Below are 16,780 nucleotides of genomic sequence, written 5' to 3' on the forward strand. Positions count from 1 at the left end.
ATGAAACCTACATTAACCCTTATTCCCGGTACGCTTACTCTTTCACAACTGCGTGACGTACATCGACAGCATGTGCACTTGGCACTTGATGAAAGTGCTAAACCCGCCATCAATGCCGCAGAGCAGGTGGTGTTAAATGTTATAAAAGAAAACCGCACTGTATATGGCATTAATACAGGTTTTGGTTTGCTGGCCAACACGCGCATTAACGTTGATGAACTTGAACTCTTACAACGCAGTATTGTGCTTTCACATGCCGCCGGTACAGGGGACTTCATGAGCGAAGATACTGTGCGCTTGCTGATGTTGCTTAAAATAAACTCATTGGCTCGTGGGTTCTCTGGCATTCGCCTAAGTGTTATCGAAGCACTCATTAAGCTATACAACGCACAAGTCTACCCCGCCATTCCGGAAAAAGGCTCGGTAGGTGCAAGCGGCGACTTAGCGCCGTTAGCGCACATGAGCGTGGTGCTATTGGGCGAAGGTGAAGCGTTTTATGAAGGCAAGCGAATTACCGCCACTGAAGCGCTACAAATAGCAGGACTTGAACCCATTGCCCTTGCGCCAAAAGAAGGCCTTGCGCTATTAAATGGTACACAAGCGTCTACCGCGTTTGCCTTACAAGGCTTGTTTTACACTGAAAATGCCCTTTGCAGTGCCATCGGTATTGGTGCATTAACCGTTGATGCCGCGCTAGGATCACGCGTGCCGTTTGACCCACGCATTCACCAAGTACGCGGGCACCAAAGCCAGTGCGATGTGGCCGAAGCATTTCGAACCCTGCTAGATACCTCAGAAATCGGACAGTCACACAAGGGGTGTGAAAAAGTACAAGATCCATACTCTTTGCGCTGCCAGCCGCAGGTGATGGGAGCGTGTTTGCAGCAAATGCGCTACGCACAAGAAGTGCTAGTGACAGAAGCTAATGGTGTTAGCGATAACCCGTTAGTATTTGTGAACGATGATGGTGGCGAAAGTGGGCAGGGTGATATTTTATCTGGCGGCAACTTCCACGCAGAAACGGTGGCGATGGCGGCGGACATGTTAGCTATTGCGTTATCTGAGATTGGTGCGTTGTCTGAACGTCGCATGTCATTGATGATTGATACGCATTTAAGTGGCTTACCGCCATTTTTGGTGGAAAACGGCGGTGTTAACTCAGGCTTTATGATTGCTCAGGTTACCTGTGCCGCATTGGCCAGTGAAAACAAAACGCTGGCACATCCGGCGTCAATCGATTCACTTCCCACATCAGCAAACCAAGAAGACCACGTGTCTATGGCAACTTTTGCCGCCCGCAGGCTTCGCGATATATTTGACAATGTCGCCGGCATTTTAGCCATTGAGTGGTTAGCCGCATGCCAAGGCTTAGACTTCAGAAAACCGCTAAAAACCAGCGAGCGTTTATTGCCGCTAATGTCACTGTTACGAGAAAAAGTACCGTTTTACGACAAGGATCGTTACTTTGCTCCTGACATTGAAGCTGCCAAACAACTTATCAAACAGCATCATTTAATGGATACAACGGCATTAAATATGTTGAATGACAAGTAAACACACCCCATGCTAAGTACATTGGCTAATCCCTCGGCCTAAATCATGTGGTTGCGTTTCGCAAAAATGTAATAGGCTGGGGGCAGCTTTAGTATTAGGGAGAAGAAAATGAAGCGATGGTTTAAAACAGTATTGGCTGTTGGTGTGACAAGTTTGACATTGGCAGGGTGTAGCGACAGCGAGGTGGGTGATGTCTCCCTTGGTCTGTTTACAACTAAAGACATTAAGATTGATGCGCTACAAGACCCAGTTGTAACCGGTGTAACTTGTCATATCTCAAGCATTGAAGCCAATTTGGATTTTTCCGACCCGTCTGATAGCTCCATCGCTTGCAGACAAACAGGGCCTATAACGGCCAAGATGCTTTCAGAGATAGATAAATCTGATTCTGGCGAAGTCATATTTAAAAAGTCCAAAAGTGTATTCTTTAAAAATATGAAACTTCGCCGCATTTATGATGAAGAGACTAAAACGCTAATATATTTGTCGTACAGCACAAAAGAAACGTCGGGAAGCTACAAGCATAGTTTATCTACTGTGCCGCTTTGGGAAACCCAAGCGTTTGCGGTGTCACCTCAGCCTTCAACGTAAGTGCGTTGTCAGAACATACGAGTGTAAACAAACATCGCGCTTAGTGCAGTATCATCGTCAGTCAATGGGCTGTCGCTGATACTGTCATCAAAAAAGGTCGCGCCAAATTCAAGGCGAGTCATACCGCCCAAGAACTGTCGTGTTGAAATGGCAAGACGTAGTTCGGTGTTAACCGCGCTTTCTCCTTCATAGAAAGCTCTAAAATTTGTTGCTTCTTCAGGGCGCACACCATAGTAGTAATCCACATAGTTTTCATCTTGGAAAGTTACACCCAGTGATGGCTCAATCATGTAGCCGTCAAATCGAAAGGGTTTACCTAAGCGAAACGACGCTTGATAGCCATCAAATTTTCCAAGAATATCGGCGTTAGTCGATAACGAATACGTCCAGCCTTGCCAGTTATAATTTAGTGCAACTCCCGCAGCATAACTAAAGTCTCTGTCTTCCATACCTTCAAAGATAAAGCTGTCATCTTCTTCGAAACCTGCAAATACAGGCACTAACTGAGCATCAACTGACATCGCCCCTTCTTGAAGTAATTGATAGCTTACAAATGGGCCGTAAATGCGCAGGCGCTCGCCCGCATAACCAATGATAGGAATAGGAACAACGCGATTATCGAAATCAGTATATACATCTTGTGAGGCAGCAACGCCGAATCCCCACATCCAGCCTTGAGGTTGTTGTGGAGCTTGAGCGTAGGTATTGAAGCTACAAGTGAGTAACGAAAGCGCTGCCAATGAACTTAGAGAGTGGTATTTCATGTTGAACATCCTTTTTAATGACAATACTGATAATCGACGAAACTTGATCACAACCGCGAAGTTAATAGTTGTTTTTATTCAAACTGATACCCGAGCAAACTAATATCTTGTGCAAAATGTCGCTCTACCAAGTCGACAAGTGTTGGGGTGTAGTATTTGTGATACGTTGTTCTATCAGCAGCTTTACGTTTATGAGGTAGTGTTATTTCAGGCAATGAGAGTGTTTGACATATAGTGGCAAAGTCTAGCTCCAGTCGTTCATAACGTCCCACAAAGTCAGTTAACATATTACCCTTTAAATCAATTAGGTAGTCTGTTTGTAACTGCAGTGATGTATCAATGTGATATTGATAAGGTCTGTCAGGAGCAAACTTCCACATCATAAAATGCTCAAAGCTATCGTGCCCCTGCATAATATGAGGGCGTTCGCGCTTTATATGGTGATAAGAACTGACTTGTAAGTCCCATGGGTTTCGCACAATGGCAAATTTAAACAGGGTATTGAAGTAATCTTCAGGTAGCATTTCTTTTGCCGCAACTATCCGAGAGTGACGCGGAAATCGACTGCCAATACGATGGTGAGTAAGTTGGCTCATTTTGTCGCACATAAACTGCGCAATTGCGTACCTGTGTCCCCATCGATACGACGACAACGCGTTGCGAACGCTGGTTCCTCCTGTCTTAGCTATATGCACAAACAGGAATTGCTTGCTGTGGGATAAAAGCACTTCTCAACTCTAGAACACCTGCATGCGATCATCGTTTCTTGTTTGGTAGCCCTAACAAAATGAACAAATAAAGCGCACAGCGGTCTGTATACGCGCTGTGGGTGTTTTAAAAATTAACGACAGAGCCCCCAGTATGCAGGTCAAATATGACAGTGATATTGAATTGAAGCAGTGGTAAAGTGGGCGGCTATTGAGTGATATCTGGAAATGAAGTGAGTCAAGAATTTGTAATTGGGATTGATGGCGGCGGCACCTATTGTCGTGCAATGTTACAAGACATCAATGGAAATATATTGGGTACGGGTGAAGCAGGTCCTGCCAATATTATGAGCAATGCCACCCAAGCACTAACCTCGATTATTCAGGCAAGTGAACACGCTATTGAAAAATCTACCGTTAATGTTGCGCTTGGCGACATTGCCGTTGCAGCAGGGTTAGCAGGAGCCAATATTCCACAAGCGAAAAGTGCTTTTCTCTCGCTGCCCATGCCATTTGCTCGTCTTGAAGTAATGAGTGATTTACACGCAGCATGCCTTGGCGCGCACAACGGGCAAGACGGCGCGATGATCATCTGTGGTACTGGTTCGGCCGGTACCGTATATCAAAAAGGGCACTTCGCCGATAAAGGTGGCTATGGCTTGAATGTAGGCGACAACGCCAGCGCAGCTTGGTTAGGCCAATCAGCTATCAGACACACATTACTTGCCTTCGATAACATTGAAAGTCGCGGCATGCTGTTTAAACGTTTAACCTCTCATTTTGATGTCACCGATCCTCAAACCCTTATTCAAGAGGTCTCACAGTTTACCGCAGAGTCTTATGGTCAGCTTGCCCCCGTTGTTGTGGAAAGTTTTTCCCAAGGCTGTGAAAGTGCCAAAAAGCTACTTGAGCAAGGTGGTGACTACCTTTCAAAATTAGGTAAAGCCTTGCACCGTGAAGCAGGGCAGGCGTTACCTATTTGTTTTGTAGGTGGCTTATCAAATGTTTATCGACCATTTTTATCATCAGACGTGTCTAGCGTGCTGTGTGATGCTGCAAAGCCCGCCCAACAAGGTGCTATTGATTTTTTGAAACAGACTAACTCGCTATGATATCAACGCTCACTGTCGAAGCCGTATTATTGCCTAATGGTTGGGCACAAAATCAAACGATTGTTACCAATGATGGTGTTATCACCGACATTCGAGAAGCGAGTAAGGCTGAATGTGAGCATGTGCTTAAAGGGCGCTTGCTGCCAGGTTTTTTTGATACACAGGTTAATGGTGGTGGCGGTATTTTGTTTAATGACAAGCCGTCTGTAGCGCACATTGAAACCATGGCGTTAGCGCATTTGCGTTATGGCACTACGGCAATGTTGCCCACCATCATAACTGATAATGCTGACACTATGGCAGCGGCTGCAGACGCTGTTGCTGAGGTAATGGCATCAGGCGTCGCCAGTGTAAAAGCAATTATTAAAGGCGTACATTTTGAGGGGCCCTTTCTAAGCAAAGCTAAAAAAGGGGTACACGATGAACGCTTCATACGATCTCCTTCTGATGCAGAGATCGCCACAATAACGCGCAAAGATATCGGTCGAGTACTTATCACAGTGGCTCCTGAAACCATCGATGTTGGTTTTATCAAAGAAATGGTGTCCGAAGGGGTTGTAGTATCGTTAGGCCATACCAACGCCACGTTTGATGAGGTTCAACACGCTATCGATGCAGGGGCGACGGGCTTTACCCACCTTTATAACGCAATGTCAGCCTTAACGTCACGCGAACCGGGCGCAGTTGGCGCTGCACTGCTTAATACCCAAACCTATTGTGGTTTTATTATTGATCACTTTCACCTTCATCCAAGAAGCGCTGAGCTAGCGCTCAAGGTGAAAGGAGAAAAGCGCGCTATGCTAGTCACCGATGCCATGGCACATGCTGGCAGCGACCTTACCACAATACCTTTTTTCAATACCGAAATTGTACGTAAGGGAGAAAAGCTCACAACGCCAGATGGCACATTGGCAGGTTCATGTTTAGATATGCATTCTGCACTAGTTAATGCTATTGATGGATGCAATGTAACACTTGAAGAAGCCAGCGTAATGGCCAGTACCACGCCAGCTCACTTTATGGGCGTTGAGAATGAAATTGGCAGTATTGCGTTGGGGAGAAATGCCGATTTTGTGCTGGTAAATCAACGTAACCAATTAAAGCAAGTGTGGAGCAAAATGCGAGTGGTCTTTTAGCGACCAAAAGAGTATTAAAGACATAGTGCAACAAAAGGGACCACTACAAGGACTCACAATGAAGTTATGTTCTCAGATTGGCGTTATGTTTGTGTTATTAATGGTTGTCGGGTGCGTTTCAAAGGATATTCCCACCGTAACTGACCCCGCTGTTAATACTTCTGATGAAGCGGTGAAAGGTGAAGATACGTCTAACGCTCACCCCACTAGTAGCGGCAAACAAGATACTGATACTACCGCCGATTCAGGAATAAGTGACGATCAGCAGCCTTCACACAAAGCGACTGTTGAAAAAATAGCTGTACTCATCAATGTCAGTGAGCATCCCACCCATACACACCTTGGTACCACAACGTTTAATAATTTTACCAAGCAATACCCGTATGACTGGCAAATTAAATCAACTATTTTCAATACGCTAAAGGCCAAAATAGAATCGAGTAGTGGTTATGATGTTGTTGACGTTGCTACGCTAGATACCATTGATAAATCTGTTTTATCGTCAATGAATGAAAAAACGAATTTTGTCGTAAAGGAACAGGACAAATCAGTGTTTTTCAATGGTGCTGATACATTAAGAAATGCGCTAGTTAGCGCCGGGGTGTCAGCTGTGGTTATCGTTAATGAAACCCCCACTATAGCGGCGACAGAATGTGGTACTTATGGGTGTGTGGAGCATACAAGCGAAGGGTATGGTTTATTCACCCGAAGCTTTCTAGGGACCGATAATTACGTTGCTTCGGCAAGCTTTACTGTGAGTGTTGAACGCATTGACACGCCAATTGAGGTATCGTCGTTACCTGGATTTGAAGTACTTACCAACGATAAAGCGAAAAACCTCAAACTGGAAAGCTTTTCCGCGCCGAGTGATTTTGACGAATTAACTCAAGATGAGCTAATTCCCGTTAAACACGCCATTACTGACTATATTAACGACCTGGCTGAGGTGGTTGCGGATTACTTTGCCGCACACTAACTGCATTTAAGGCAGGTGACTGAGATTGCAAGGAAGAGAAGCGTGTGAGGCTTAACAAAGTCGCCTCACACAAGTATTGGTTTTAGGCGTTTTCTTTGTGAGCCAAAAACTCTTCGTAATTGCCATCGAAGTGGTTAAGTTTCTGATCTTTTATTTCAATAACCTGCGTTGCAAGCGAAGACACGAACTCTCTGTCGTGGCTTACAAAAATCACGGTACCATCGAATTTGAAAAGAGCATTATTTAGCGCTTCGATAGACTCCATGTCCATGTGGTTAGTTGGCTCGTCCATTACCAAAACGTTAATGTCTTCAAGCATTAGCTTGCCAAACAACAAACGGTTTTTCTCACCACCTGAACACACTTGAACGCGTTTGTTAAAATCGTCAGATGTAAATAGCAGTCGACCAAGCATCCCTTTAATTTGAAGGTCGTCGTGCTTTGGACTGCGCCACTGGCTCATCCATTCGAACATCGTAAGATCGTCGGCGAAATATTTCGCGTTGTCTTGTGGAATGTAACCAATAGCGGCATTTTCAGCCCATTTATAACTTCCCGACGTAGGTTCAATATCGTTAACTAAACACTTCAGTAGCGTTGTTTTACCCGCGCCATTTTCACCGATAATGGCTAGACGCTGTCCTGCTTCTAAAAGCAAATTTGCGTTGTCAAAAAGCGGTAGGTCTGGGTAGCTGTGACCAAGTTCTTCAAGGGTGATCGCAAGTCGGTGAAGTTTTTTATGTTGCTTAAATACAATGTAAGGCTTGCGGCGGCTAGACGCTTTTACTTCAGCCAGCTCTATTTTTTCAAGGCGTCGTGCGCGCGAGGTTGCTTGCTTTGCCTTTGATGCGTTAGCTGAGAATCGCGCTACGAAACTTTGAAGTTCCTCGATTTCTGCCGACTTCTTCGCATTTTCGGCATGCAATTGCTCTTGCACTAACATAGCAGCTTGAATGTAATCGTCGTAGTTGCCCGGATAAATGCGCAGTTCGCCATAGTCGATATCGGCCATGTGGGTACACACCGAGTTTAAGAAGTGACGGTCGTGCGAAATAATCAGCATTGTCGACTTACGTTTGTTTAATTCGTCAGCAAGCCAGCTAATGGTGTAAATATCCAAGTTGTTGGTCGGTTCGTCGAGTAACAAAATGTCAGGCTCAGCAAACAGAGCTTGAGCAAGAAGCACACGTACTTTTTTACCGGGTGCAACTTCTTTCATTAATCCAAAGTGATAGCTTTCATCAATGCCCGCTGAATTAAGAATATCACCTGCACGGGCTTCTGCGGTGTAACCGTCCATTTCAGCAAATTGGGTCTCAAGGTCCGCAACACGCATACCGTCTTCTTCGCTCATCTCAGCTTTGCTGTATATGGCATCGCGTTCTTGCTTAACTTCCCATAGCTCACGGTCACCCATGATCACCGCATCAACAACACTGAACTCTTCGAATGCAAATTGATCCTGGCTTAAAATACCAAGCTTTGTACCTGGCGCCATCGATACGTTTCCTGATGACGGAGTAAGCTTACCACTTAAAATTTTCATAAAGGTAGACTTACCGCAACCGTTTGCGCCAATAAGGCCATATCGGTTGCCGTTGCCAAATTTAGCAGAAATATTTTCAAATAATGGCTTAGAGCCAAATTGCATGGTGATATTTGCAGTGGTAATCAAAACAGGTTTCCAGAGGATAAAACTAAAGAGGAGATACTGATGGGAATGCCACCAATATGTAAAAGCCGGCGCACTATAAGGAAATAAACTGCATAAGTCGAGGGAAAATTGAACAGTAAGGAGAAAAAGACGTCCCTGTCACTTCTCCTACACACAACACACTAATTACATGCTTAAACCGTGGGATTTGTACCACTTGCCTTTGTATAGTCTTTCGATTACAGCGGGACTTTCCCAGCTAAATACATACAGCCAGTCATTATTAATGAGGTCCTGCAGCATTTGGTGTTTTTGCACTATTTGCAAAATCTTGCTGCTAGGTGCGACAATGTAAACGCTGAGTCGCTGTGGCTGGTGTACCCAACGTTCACCGTTATGCAGCGATTGTTTAGATAGGCCAATGCGCAGGTCACCCGAATTGCCTTCAAATACGCCAATATTGTTAAAAAGCGCGTTGTGAAGCACTTTGTTACCGCTGCCCAGTTTTTGATTGTCGGCAACCGATGCGTTGTATTGGCTGTTTATCCAATTGGTAACAATCATAGGGGCTGTCATTAAGGTTTCTAGCACAGCGCTATCTTCATCTGTTTGCCATGTGTAATCGTGCAGAAAACTCTTACCTTCTAAATCGAGACCACGAGTGCGAATTCTAGGTCCAATAATAAAAGAGGCGTTGCCTGCTAATCCCCATTCAGGCTGTACCTGCGACCAATCACAGGCACGGTGTTGAAAACGTTGGTTACGCTTTTTGTCGGACTCAAAAGGTAGATTCTTACTATAGTGTTTAGCCCGTTCTTTCTGTGCTTGGTGCTTGGCTTCAACAAGCAAGTTTTTAACTTTCTCAGGCACTTGCTTATCGAAACACTCAATATCGTCAGTAGTGGTATTGTGTAGCGCTGGCACGAAGCGAGTATTGCCAGCAATCTTGTAACCCATACTTATGAGCTTTTTGCGCACTTCACCTTCGTTTAAAAGCTGTGCCAATACTCGTACGTTTACTTCGCCAGATTGACCGCCACAGGCGCCGCAATCTAGTCCTGCTGCATGTAAGTTATTGCGTGATTTGCTACCGTGTCCTACCAGCAATACCGTTGGCGAAAATTTTGTCATCCCCATCATTTTGAGGGCACCTGCGGCAAGGGCTACTTTGTCATCTAAACTAAGAAGGCCGCGTTCATTACTGATTTCCCATTCGTTGTGATGACTCAGCGTATTAATTGGGTTCTCTTTACTTGATGGCATCAGGGTATTTTTCAGTAGCTTAAAGGCATACCACCAGCCTGCCGATTCAACCATAGAAAAACTGCCAAGGGGGGACTTACTCCACTTGTGCCAGGTGGCGCGTTGCTGAATTAACTCCGCTCTATGAGAAGTGGCGTCTTTTTCTTTTACTGTAAGCTTTGGAGACAATAGCCCAGGTAATTGAGGGCGTGTTGCATCGGTATTCGCAGGAGCATAAGCGATAGGCATCCCAAAAAAGCCCGCGAAGCCCATCGTTTTAATTGTTGAGCTTTTACGTTCCAAAATACGACGAATTACTTCCGAGCGCACATCAATGCAGAAAATGGCCTGTACGTCGGGCGTAAGCTGCGGGGCTGGCGATGATGTTATGAGTTTTGACTGCAAGCGCTGCTGTTGCTCGTATTCATAGGCATACATCATTACCCACAAGGCGAGTTCCTTGTCTTTATGCTGTGCAATACGTGCTGGAAGCTGTTTAAGCAAGTATTGCCACCTAATGCTAACCTGCTGACCTCTTTCCTGCTGATGTGCTTGGTAATAGCGATGAATGATAAGCTCCCATGCTAAGCGAATAGCGAGCAACCCTTGCATTTCATTACTGTCTTTCAGCCAGGTGCGGTAGGCAACATACGACGCCCAGCCATTAATACTCATAATCAGCGCATAGAAATAATCCTTTGCGCGCACGGGTTCAAAGCCAAGCTCATCTGCAGATTCCCTTAATAGTGCATCGACTGTGTCTGGCAAAGATTTGAAAATGCCTTTAAGGCTTTTGGTGTTCATCAACACGCTAATACCGGTGTCGTGCTTTAAACCATTTAGCCAGCTATTATATAAGGTGTCCGCTGGTGAGTTTCCTTCTATTTGAACAAGAGGCGATTCATGCTGAAAATAAGCTGCACAAAACTGGCTAATCTGAAATGTGCATTCTTCTTCCCATGTCATTTCGCTAGCGCCTCGGTAAGCGTCGAAATGTTTGGTCAATAGCGGTAAAGGTGGCGATTGAGCATCATCAGATAGGGTGGATAGAAATGTCTCTTTATCCAGATTAATGCCGTACAGGTCCATACTGTGTTTTACGGCATCGTCTGAAATGGCCCCTTCTTTATAAAGGTCGAGCCAATGCGACGCAGGCATAATTGCGTTTATTCCAGTAAGTGCGTGTACGCGCGCTGATACATCCTGAAAAGGTGCGTCAATTAGCTTCCAAAATGGATTCACAGCAATCATTTTGTCTAATGGAAAGTTGGGCGCAACACTATCGCACGCCTCGCTAGCAGCGCGATACAGGCGTTTAGTATCTAAATTAGTGGTATTGAGCGATATAACAGCCATTACTTGCCTCCAATGTGAGTAACTGACGCTGAGGTCTGCTTGGTTGTACTGCGTTTGCGAAGTGAAATAGGCGATACTTTCAAGGTGATTTTTGTGAACCATTCATCTAGGTACAGGCCTGCAAAAAGCAATTGTTTAAATTGCTGAACTGCAGGTTTATGTCCGAAGGTTTGCATTGCGATGTGAATAACAAAAAGCGCGGCAATTAGACTGACAACCCAGATATCGATAGTTGACAACATAGAAGCAGGCGCGGGGAAATGCGCAAAAAGGTAGTGGGTTACCATGTCTTTTGCTGTGCTATATACACTAATGAGCACAATAGAAATGCCTACTAGAACGTACAACTGTGTTTGATCTGAATTCGCTGTGCGTGTGGCGATGTAGGCCGTAAAGGCTAGCGTGATAAGCAGCCATGGGCTGAGCGGTCCTTGATATTCGGCAAATGAAAAGCTGGCCAACACAATAAGTGATGTAACAAACAGTGCATTTAACCAATCTGCAAACTGTGGCGTTCGATGGGCACTAATATCATCTTCTAGCGCTTCGAAGACCGCCGAACCAGAATTTAGGAAGGCATACGCTTTGTAGAATGAGTGCGCAACCAAATGAATAAGAGCAAGAGAATACAGGCCAAGGGCGCATTCAACCAACATTAAACCCATTTGCGACGACGTAGACCACGCCAAGCGAACTTTTACCGTTACGCGCGTGGTCATGGCGAGCGCACTAAATAACACACTTAAACCAGCGCCAACGGCTAAGATCCATTGTGCAGAAGCATGATGGGCAATGAGTGGGGCAAAAGCTAATAACAAATACCCGCCTAAATTAATGACACCGGCATGAAGTAGTGCACTAACGGGTGTTGGCGCTTCAACAATATTAATTAGCCATCCATGCGCTGGAAGTTGTGCACATTTTATGAGTGCTGCTATGGCAATACAGCAAGCCGCAAGCTCAGTATACTCTTGCTGTGTACTACTCAGCGCGTCACTATTGATTAACGAGGTTTGCACAAGTGCATTGACAATTTGGTTGATGTAAAGCGTGTCAAAAGCCAAGTAAAGTAACGCAAATGCGCCGGCCATAAACAATTCAGAGGTTCTGGCTAAAATAAATTTCTTATGTGCTGCAACGATGGCGCGGGGACGGTCGGGATATAATAAAAGTAGGTTATGCAACGACAAACTTACTGCCAGCCAGCCAAACCAGAAAACGATGAGGTGATTAGCTAGTATAGTAATAACCACTGACGCAAGAGTAAGTTGCATCCACTTTAAGAAACGCGGGTAGCATGCTTCACCGACAAAGTAATTGCGCGAGAAGCGCATAAGAATTACGCCAATTGCTACTACCGTTAAAATAACGGCTGACTTCAAAGGAGAGAGGGTAACCAGCATGGAACTTACACTTGCAGTGTTGTTCTCGATAAAGCCAACAACAAGTGAAATAGCAAACAGAATAATACTGCCCCATATTGCTATTCTTTCAATATAAAGCTTTGAAAAAAATGTGTTTCTTGGTCCGCTGAACCATGACATTAAAGTCCAAAACAGCGGTAATAAAACAAGCAGAAATGAACTGGTTTGTGACGACATGATGTACTCCTTTTTATTGTGTGGAGTAAAGCATCTCTTTTAAGATAAATTAAATATTTAAATTTTTGTTTTTCGTTCTTATTTATTTAATTGTTAATTAATTGTTTTTATATTATGTGTTTAAATTCAATTGTTTGCTGTTATTTATGGGCTTAAAAGATAATTTAAATAAATGTATGGTTTATAAAATTTGAAATTTATTTATAGTTTGTTTTGGCGGATGATAGCATGAGACATATTTGCTAGGTTCATCATGAATACAGACACACCTACATTAGTCTTTCCTGACGATATCAGTCGAGCTGCAACGCTTATTCAGGCTGGAGAGTGCGTCGCGATTAAAACAGAGACCGTATATGGGTTAGCTGCGGATGCGACCAATGAGCGTGCAATAGCGAAGATATTTGAAGCCAAAGCGCGTCCCGCTTCTAACCCTCTTATCGTACATATTGCAAGTGCCGCTGATATGGCGAAATGGGCTAAAGATATTCCGGATATCGCTTTTGAGCTGGCCAATGCCTTTTGGCCTGGTCCACTGTCAATATTGCTCAAAAAACAATATTGGGTATTAGATGCGGTGACGGGGGGGCAGGACACTGTAGTGCTTAGATGCCCAGCAAGTAAAGACTTCATTTCTTTAATACAGGCATCGGGAACGGGTCTGGCTGCGCCATCGGCCAATCGATATAAATTCATAAGCCCGACTACCGCGGCACATGTTTTAACGTCGCTCAATGGACGCATAGCGGCAGTTGTTGACGGCGGTAGTGCCGAAGTGGGCATTGAATCAACCATTATTGATGTAACTCAGGATGTGCCGACAATTTTGCGTCCTGGCCCCATTGACGACGTAATGCTTGAACGTGCATTAGGGCGCAAAGTGCGTTATGCGGCTAATTTAGGTATTACAGTGCCAGGTAGTGCCAAGCAACATTACCAACCAGATACGCCTGTGTTCTTACTATCAACAGAAGAACTTGAGAGAAGAGGGCTCAGATCCAATGAGGGTGTCATTAGCTATTCACAGCCACGTTTAGCTGGGCATCTAGACGACGATTGTCATATTCAACTTTCTGACAACGCCAGTGAATACAGTGCCCAATTCTACGCTGCACTGCATCAATTAGATAAACTCGCGCTGTCGTGCATTTATCTAGAAAGTACGCCAACCAGCACACCGTGGATAGCGATTAATAATCGTATCGGACGTGTTGTGGCAGGTTAGCTAGACAGTGGCTGCGTAACGAAATGTTCGCTATTTTTGGCATTGTCGATAATGTTTTGCACATGAGGTGGCACTTTTTTCTTTGCTAATGTAACGGCATAAAAGTGTTCGTAGGCATCAGGCAGGCTTTGTTGCACATGTAGCAGCCCATTGGCCACCTCATCACGCACTACAACGGAAGGCATCACCGAAAAAGCGCCACTGTCACGAGCCAGTAGACGTAGCATGGCCATGTCGTTAGTTTCCGCTTTAATCTTTGGTGCGTATTGCACCTTGGCACAGGCAATACTGAACGCCGAACGTATTTCACTGTTTTGAGAAGGTAAAACCCACGAGGCATCTGCATAACTTTGCGGGAATTTTCGCGCGCGTTTGGGCTTAGACGGGCCAATAATTTCAATAGCTTGGCGAGAAACTAATTCACTGTGCCAAATACCGTTTTGTTGGCCTAATTCGACATTGTGATTGGTTAAGATAATGTCGAAGCGAAAGCTTGATAACCCTTCAAGCAACGAGTCTAAGCTACCGGTTTGTAGCGAAAAGGTCGCAAACTTGTCGTTAATCAATGGCAGAGTGAAGCTTTCGACAAAATTTCTCGAAAGGTTTGAAAGTACGCCAATCGAAATATGACTTAACTGTGAAGGTAGCCCCTTATTGATTAGGTTCTCAAGTTCTTCACCCTTTGAGAATATTTCATCGGCATAGGCAAGTACTTGCTTTCCTTGCGGTGTAAGCACCAATGAGCGGCCTTTGCGAGTAAGTAGTGCTACTCCCATGTTCTCTTGAAACTGCTTAAGCTGAGCTGAAATGGCAGATTGAGATAAGTGAATTTCATTCGCAACCTGAGTGAGGTTACCTGTATTTGCTACACGCCAAAAATAGTACAGATGATGGTAGTTCATTCTAGACACGTAGTAGCTCCCGCACAGTGACACCAGTTAATAGTAGGTTTTGCGAATATCACTAAATAATACGCTATTTATCAATGTCATGCAGCTTTTCTAAGATGAATTGGATAGCTTGCGTGCTTTTGAATGAATTGTGTGACGAAGCAACGATAATGGTTTCTTCGGCATCTTCAATAAACGCACTTGAATACGTGACCACAGAGTCGCTAATGGCTGCGCAGCGTTTTTGTGTATCACACTCAAGTGCACTGGTAGACCCTATTATTGAATAACTTTTTCCTTCAACAGGTGTTGTCGCAAGGGCGGTCATTAAGGGGTGATTAGGGCGCAATACCTGCACGCTATCGGGGCCGAAATTTTGTAAAAATGGCAGCATAGCCTGGGTTAACTTATTAACGCCGACCTTTTCAATAAAACCACGAAAGAGTTCTCTGAAGTTAAACGGCAAGCTGATAAGAGATGAGCCAATACTTCCTATAAGGCTATTGGCAACATCCGACCCTCTATGAGGAGTATCTAAAAAGAAAACGGTGTTGTGCTTAAATACCGGAGAAAATAAAAACACATCGCGCACGTCTGTATCGTCTTCGCTCAATAAGCTTTCTGGTGGAGACGTGAAAGTAGCGTCCCACAGTTTATCATGGGGTTGGCTAGTAAGAAGTTTTGCGATAACTCCGCCCATGCTATGCCCAACGATGACTGCATTTTCCAATGAAGATTCAGGGCTAACGCGCACTTTTAGTTGATTAAGTAGCTTGCGTACGCGCATAGCATTGTAAAAGGGAGGCGGGCCAGAAGGGTAATACACATGCCATATTTGAAAACGCTGACTCAATGTTTCGTCGTTCAAAATGGCCATAGTGAGATAGCGCCAAATCAACGGATCTGAGTTTAGCCCATGCAGCATAATAAGTGGCGTTTTTGATGATGACAGCGCACCTATACTAAATACGCCCATACGGCTTTCTGCTTTTTCCGCGTTGGTGAAACCCAACCAACTGAAATTGTGGATATCTGCACTTTGTAGTAAACCTAAAAATGCGGCACCCTCAGAGTAGCGCAGCGCATATTGCTGCTGAGAAAAATCGACATACGTTGTTTTGTTAACGGGAACAGCGTGTAAGGTAACGTGAAGTCGAAGTCCTTCAAGTGTTACTGCACCGGCATAAATGCTGTAGGAGGAAAATATGCCTTCTAGAGGAAAGTTCGGATCGATATTGGTATTTTCACTGGATCTGTTTTTCTGAAAACTCACCGCAGCACTGCCTAGTTGTCCAAACACGGTCGGCTGTAGCCGATCTTCGGTTGGGATCATGTCATCCACTAGGAAAATTTTACTAGGACCGGAATAATTTACTTGAACCAAGTTGCTCTGAATGTCGCGCTGTTGGAATAAAGTCCCCACAGCCCAGTTGTAATGGCGAAGGGCAAACTGGCGATTTTCAGTGCTTACATTTTTTCTGCTCAGTAATTCGTAAGTGCAATGCAAAAGTAACGTAACCCCTAGTGCCGTTGTACGTTCCTGCTGTTCGCATTTGGCTTTTAACGCCTTGTTATTAAGCCCACTTAAATCGGGTAAAACCCCATACCCATAAGCCCTTTCAAGGGGGATGGGCTTGGCTTTTTGGCGAAAAAAGTCATTGGTGCTACAGGCACCCAGTGCACACAACACCACAAGCCAACATACAAAATACCTGTGCAACACTCTCAATAGCTTGCTCTCTTTTTCACTCAATACTTGCCCGCGTTAGTGCACCTTTATTGTTGCATCATTTCTGCGCTTTTAAACGTTGATGCCGTATTGGCGCTTTAATTGCTATCAACAATAACGGCGCTCGCAAATAATTTTCTGCTGAAGCGCCTTGAAAACATAAATGCAAATACAGTGTAGACGTTTATTAATGTTAAACGAAGCCTATTGACGGCTATTACCTTGATGCAAACATAAGAGGGA

13 protein-coding genes are annotated in these 16,780 nt (G+C 44.6%); 6 read left to right on the plus strand and 7 right to left on the minus strand.

Going from position 1 to position 16,780, the window contains the following annotated elements:
• Both hutH and OZ660_RS04190 read left to right on the plus strand, forming a co-directional pair.
• Positions 1–1,554, plus strand: coding sequence for a histidine ammonia-lyase (gene hutH / locus OZ660_RS04185; RefSeq protein WP_274742660.1), 1,554 nt, complete (start codon positions 1–3; stop codon positions 1,552–1,554).
• A gap of 108 nt (positions 1,555–1,662) precedes the next feature.
• Complete coding sequence (locus OZ660_RS04190; protein ID WP_274742661.1) at positions 1,663–2,145, plus strand: CreA family protein; 483 nt, start codon at positions 1,663–1,665, stop codon at positions 2,143–2,145.
• Positions 2,146–2,153: 8 nt separating this feature from the next.
• On the opposite strand, the gene OZ660_RS04195 is transcribed toward OZ660_RS04190, so the two are convergent.
• Both OZ660_RS04195 and OZ660_RS04200 read right to left on the minus strand, forming a co-directional pair.
• Entirely contained in the window at positions 2,154–2,909 is a 756-nt protein-coding gene (locus OZ660_RS04195; protein WP_274742662.1) for a MipA/OmpV family protein, read from the minus strand.
• Positions 2,910–2,983: 74 nt separating this feature from the next.
• Positions 2,984–3,637, minus strand: coding sequence for a sulfotransferase family 2 domain-containing protein (locus OZ660_RS04200; RefSeq protein ID WP_274742663.1), 654 nt, complete (start codon positions 3,635–3,637; stop codon positions 2,984–2,986).
• Positions 3,638–3,849: 212 nt separating this feature from the next.
• Here OZ660_RS04200 and OZ660_RS04205 point away from each other — a divergent pair, with 212 nt between their 5' ends.
• The 3 genes from OZ660_RS04205 to OZ660_RS04215 are packed head-to-tail and all read left to right on the plus strand — an operon-like array spanning position 3,850 to position 6,840.
• A complete protein-coding gene (locus OZ660_RS04205; protein ID WP_274742664.1) occupies positions 3,850–4,728 on the plus strand; it encodes a BadF/BadG/BcrA/BcrD ATPase family protein in 879 nt (292 codons plus the stop codon).
• The gene (gene nagA, locus OZ660_RS04210; RefSeq protein ID WP_274742665.1) at positions 4,725–5,864 is read left to right on the plus strand and encodes an N-acetylglucosamine-6-phosphate deacetylase; all 1,140 of its coding nucleotides are present in this window, start codon (positions 4,725–4,727) and stop codon (positions 5,862–5,864) included. Before OZ660_RS04205 ends, nagA begins: the two co-directional genes overlap by 4 nt.
• A 58-nt stretch (positions 5,865–5,922) precedes the next feature.
• Complete coding sequence (locus OZ660_RS04215; RefSeq protein WP_274742666.1) at positions 5,923–6,840, plus strand: hypothetical protein; 918 nt, start codon at positions 5,923–5,925, stop codon at positions 6,838–6,840.
• Positions 6,841–6,922: 82 nt separating this feature from the next.
• Here the strand turns inward: OZ660_RS04215 and OZ660_RS04220 are convergent, their stop codons facing one another.
• The 3 genes from OZ660_RS04220 to OZ660_RS04230 form a co-directional block, all read right to left on the minus strand.
• Positions 6,923–8,515, minus strand: a complete 1,593-nt coding sequence (locus tag OZ660_RS04220; protein ID WP_202263954.1) for an ABC-F family ATPase — start codon at positions 8,513–8,515, stop codon at positions 6,923–6,925.
• Between the two features lie 165 nt (positions 8,516–8,680).
• Positions 8,681–11,092, minus strand: coding sequence for a YbcC family protein (locus OZ660_RS04225; RefSeq protein ID WP_274742667.1), 2,412 nt, complete (start codon positions 11,090–11,092; stop codon positions 8,681–8,683).
• Positions 11,092–12,693 (minus strand): NADH-quinone oxidoreductase subunit L, encoded by a 1,602-nt coding sequence (locus OZ660_RS04230; protein WP_274742668.1) that lies wholly within the window; start codon positions 12,691–12,693, stop codon positions 11,092–11,094. The genes OZ660_RS04225 and OZ660_RS04230 overlap by 1 nt, the downstream gene beginning before the upstream one ends.
• Positions 12,694–12,946: 253 nt before the next feature.
• Here OZ660_RS04230 and OZ660_RS04235 point away from each other — a divergent pair, with 253 nt between their 5' ends.
• Positions 12,947–13,918 (plus strand): L-threonylcarbamoyladenylate synthase, encoded by a 972-nt coding sequence (locus tag OZ660_RS04235; protein ID WP_274742669.1) that lies wholly within the window; start codon positions 12,947–12,949, stop codon positions 13,916–13,918.
• Here the strand turns inward: OZ660_RS04235 and OZ660_RS04240 are convergent.
• Together OZ660_RS04240 and OZ660_RS04245 are read right to left on the minus strand one after the other, a co-directional pair.
• Positions 13,915–14,820 carry a LysR family transcriptional regulator gene (locus tag OZ660_RS04240; RefSeq protein WP_274743428.1) on the minus strand — a complete coding sequence of 302 codons (906 nt, stop codon included), beginning with the start codon at positions 14,818–14,820 and terminating at the stop codon, positions 13,915–13,917. The genes OZ660_RS04235 and OZ660_RS04240 overlap by 4 nt on opposite strands.
• A 73-nt stretch (positions 14,821–14,893) precedes the next feature.
• The gene (locus OZ660_RS04245) at positions 14,894–16,561 is read right to left on the minus strand and encodes an esterase/lipase family protein (protein ID WP_274742670.1); all 1,668 of its coding nucleotides are present in this window, start codon (positions 16,559–16,561) and stop codon (positions 14,894–14,896) included.
• Between the last annotated feature and the right edge of the window lie 219 nt (positions 16,562–16,780).

Source organism: Alteromonas sp. 009811495 (assembly GCF_028865455.1).
In the GTDB taxonomy this organism is placed as follows: domain Bacteria; phylum Pseudomonadota; class Gammaproteobacteria; order Enterobacterales; family Alteromonadaceae; genus Alteromonas.

Bases quoted from the DNA above. Each gene is read 5' to 3' on its own strand.
- hutH (WP_274742660.1), top strand. From the start codon at position 1: ATGAAACCTACATTAACCCTTATTCCCGGTACGCTTACTCTTTCACAA.
- OZ660_RS04190 (WP_274742661.1), top strand. From the start codon at position 1,663: ATGAAGCGATGGTTTAAAACAGTATTGGCTGTTGGTGTGACAAGTTTG.
- OZ660_RS04195 (WP_274742662.1), bottom strand. From the start codon at position 2,909: ATGAAATACCACTCTCTAAGTTCATTGGCAGCGCTTTCGTTACTCACT.
- nagA (WP_274742665.1), top strand. From the start codon at position 4,725: ATGATATCAACGCTCACTGTCGAAGCCGTATTATTGCCTAATGGTTGG.
- OZ660_RS04215 (WP_274742666.1), top strand. From the start codon at position 5,923: ATGAAGTTATGTTCTCAGATTGGCGTTATGTTTGTGTTATTAATGGTT.
- OZ660_RS04225 (WP_274742667.1), bottom strand. From the start codon at position 11,092: ATGGCTGTTATATCGCTCAATACCACTAATTTAGATACTAAACGCCTG.
- OZ660_RS04230 (WP_274742668.1), bottom strand. From the start codon at position 12,693: ATGTCGTCACAAACCAGTTCATTTCTGCTTGTTTTATTACCGCTGTTT.
- OZ660_RS04235 (WP_274742669.1), top strand. From the start codon at position 12,947: ATGAATACAGACACACCTACATTAGTCTTTCCTGACGATATCAGTCGA.
- OZ660_RS04240 (WP_274743428.1), bottom strand. From the start codon at position 14,820: ATGAACTACCATCATCTGTACTATTTTTGGCGTGTAGCAAATACAGGT.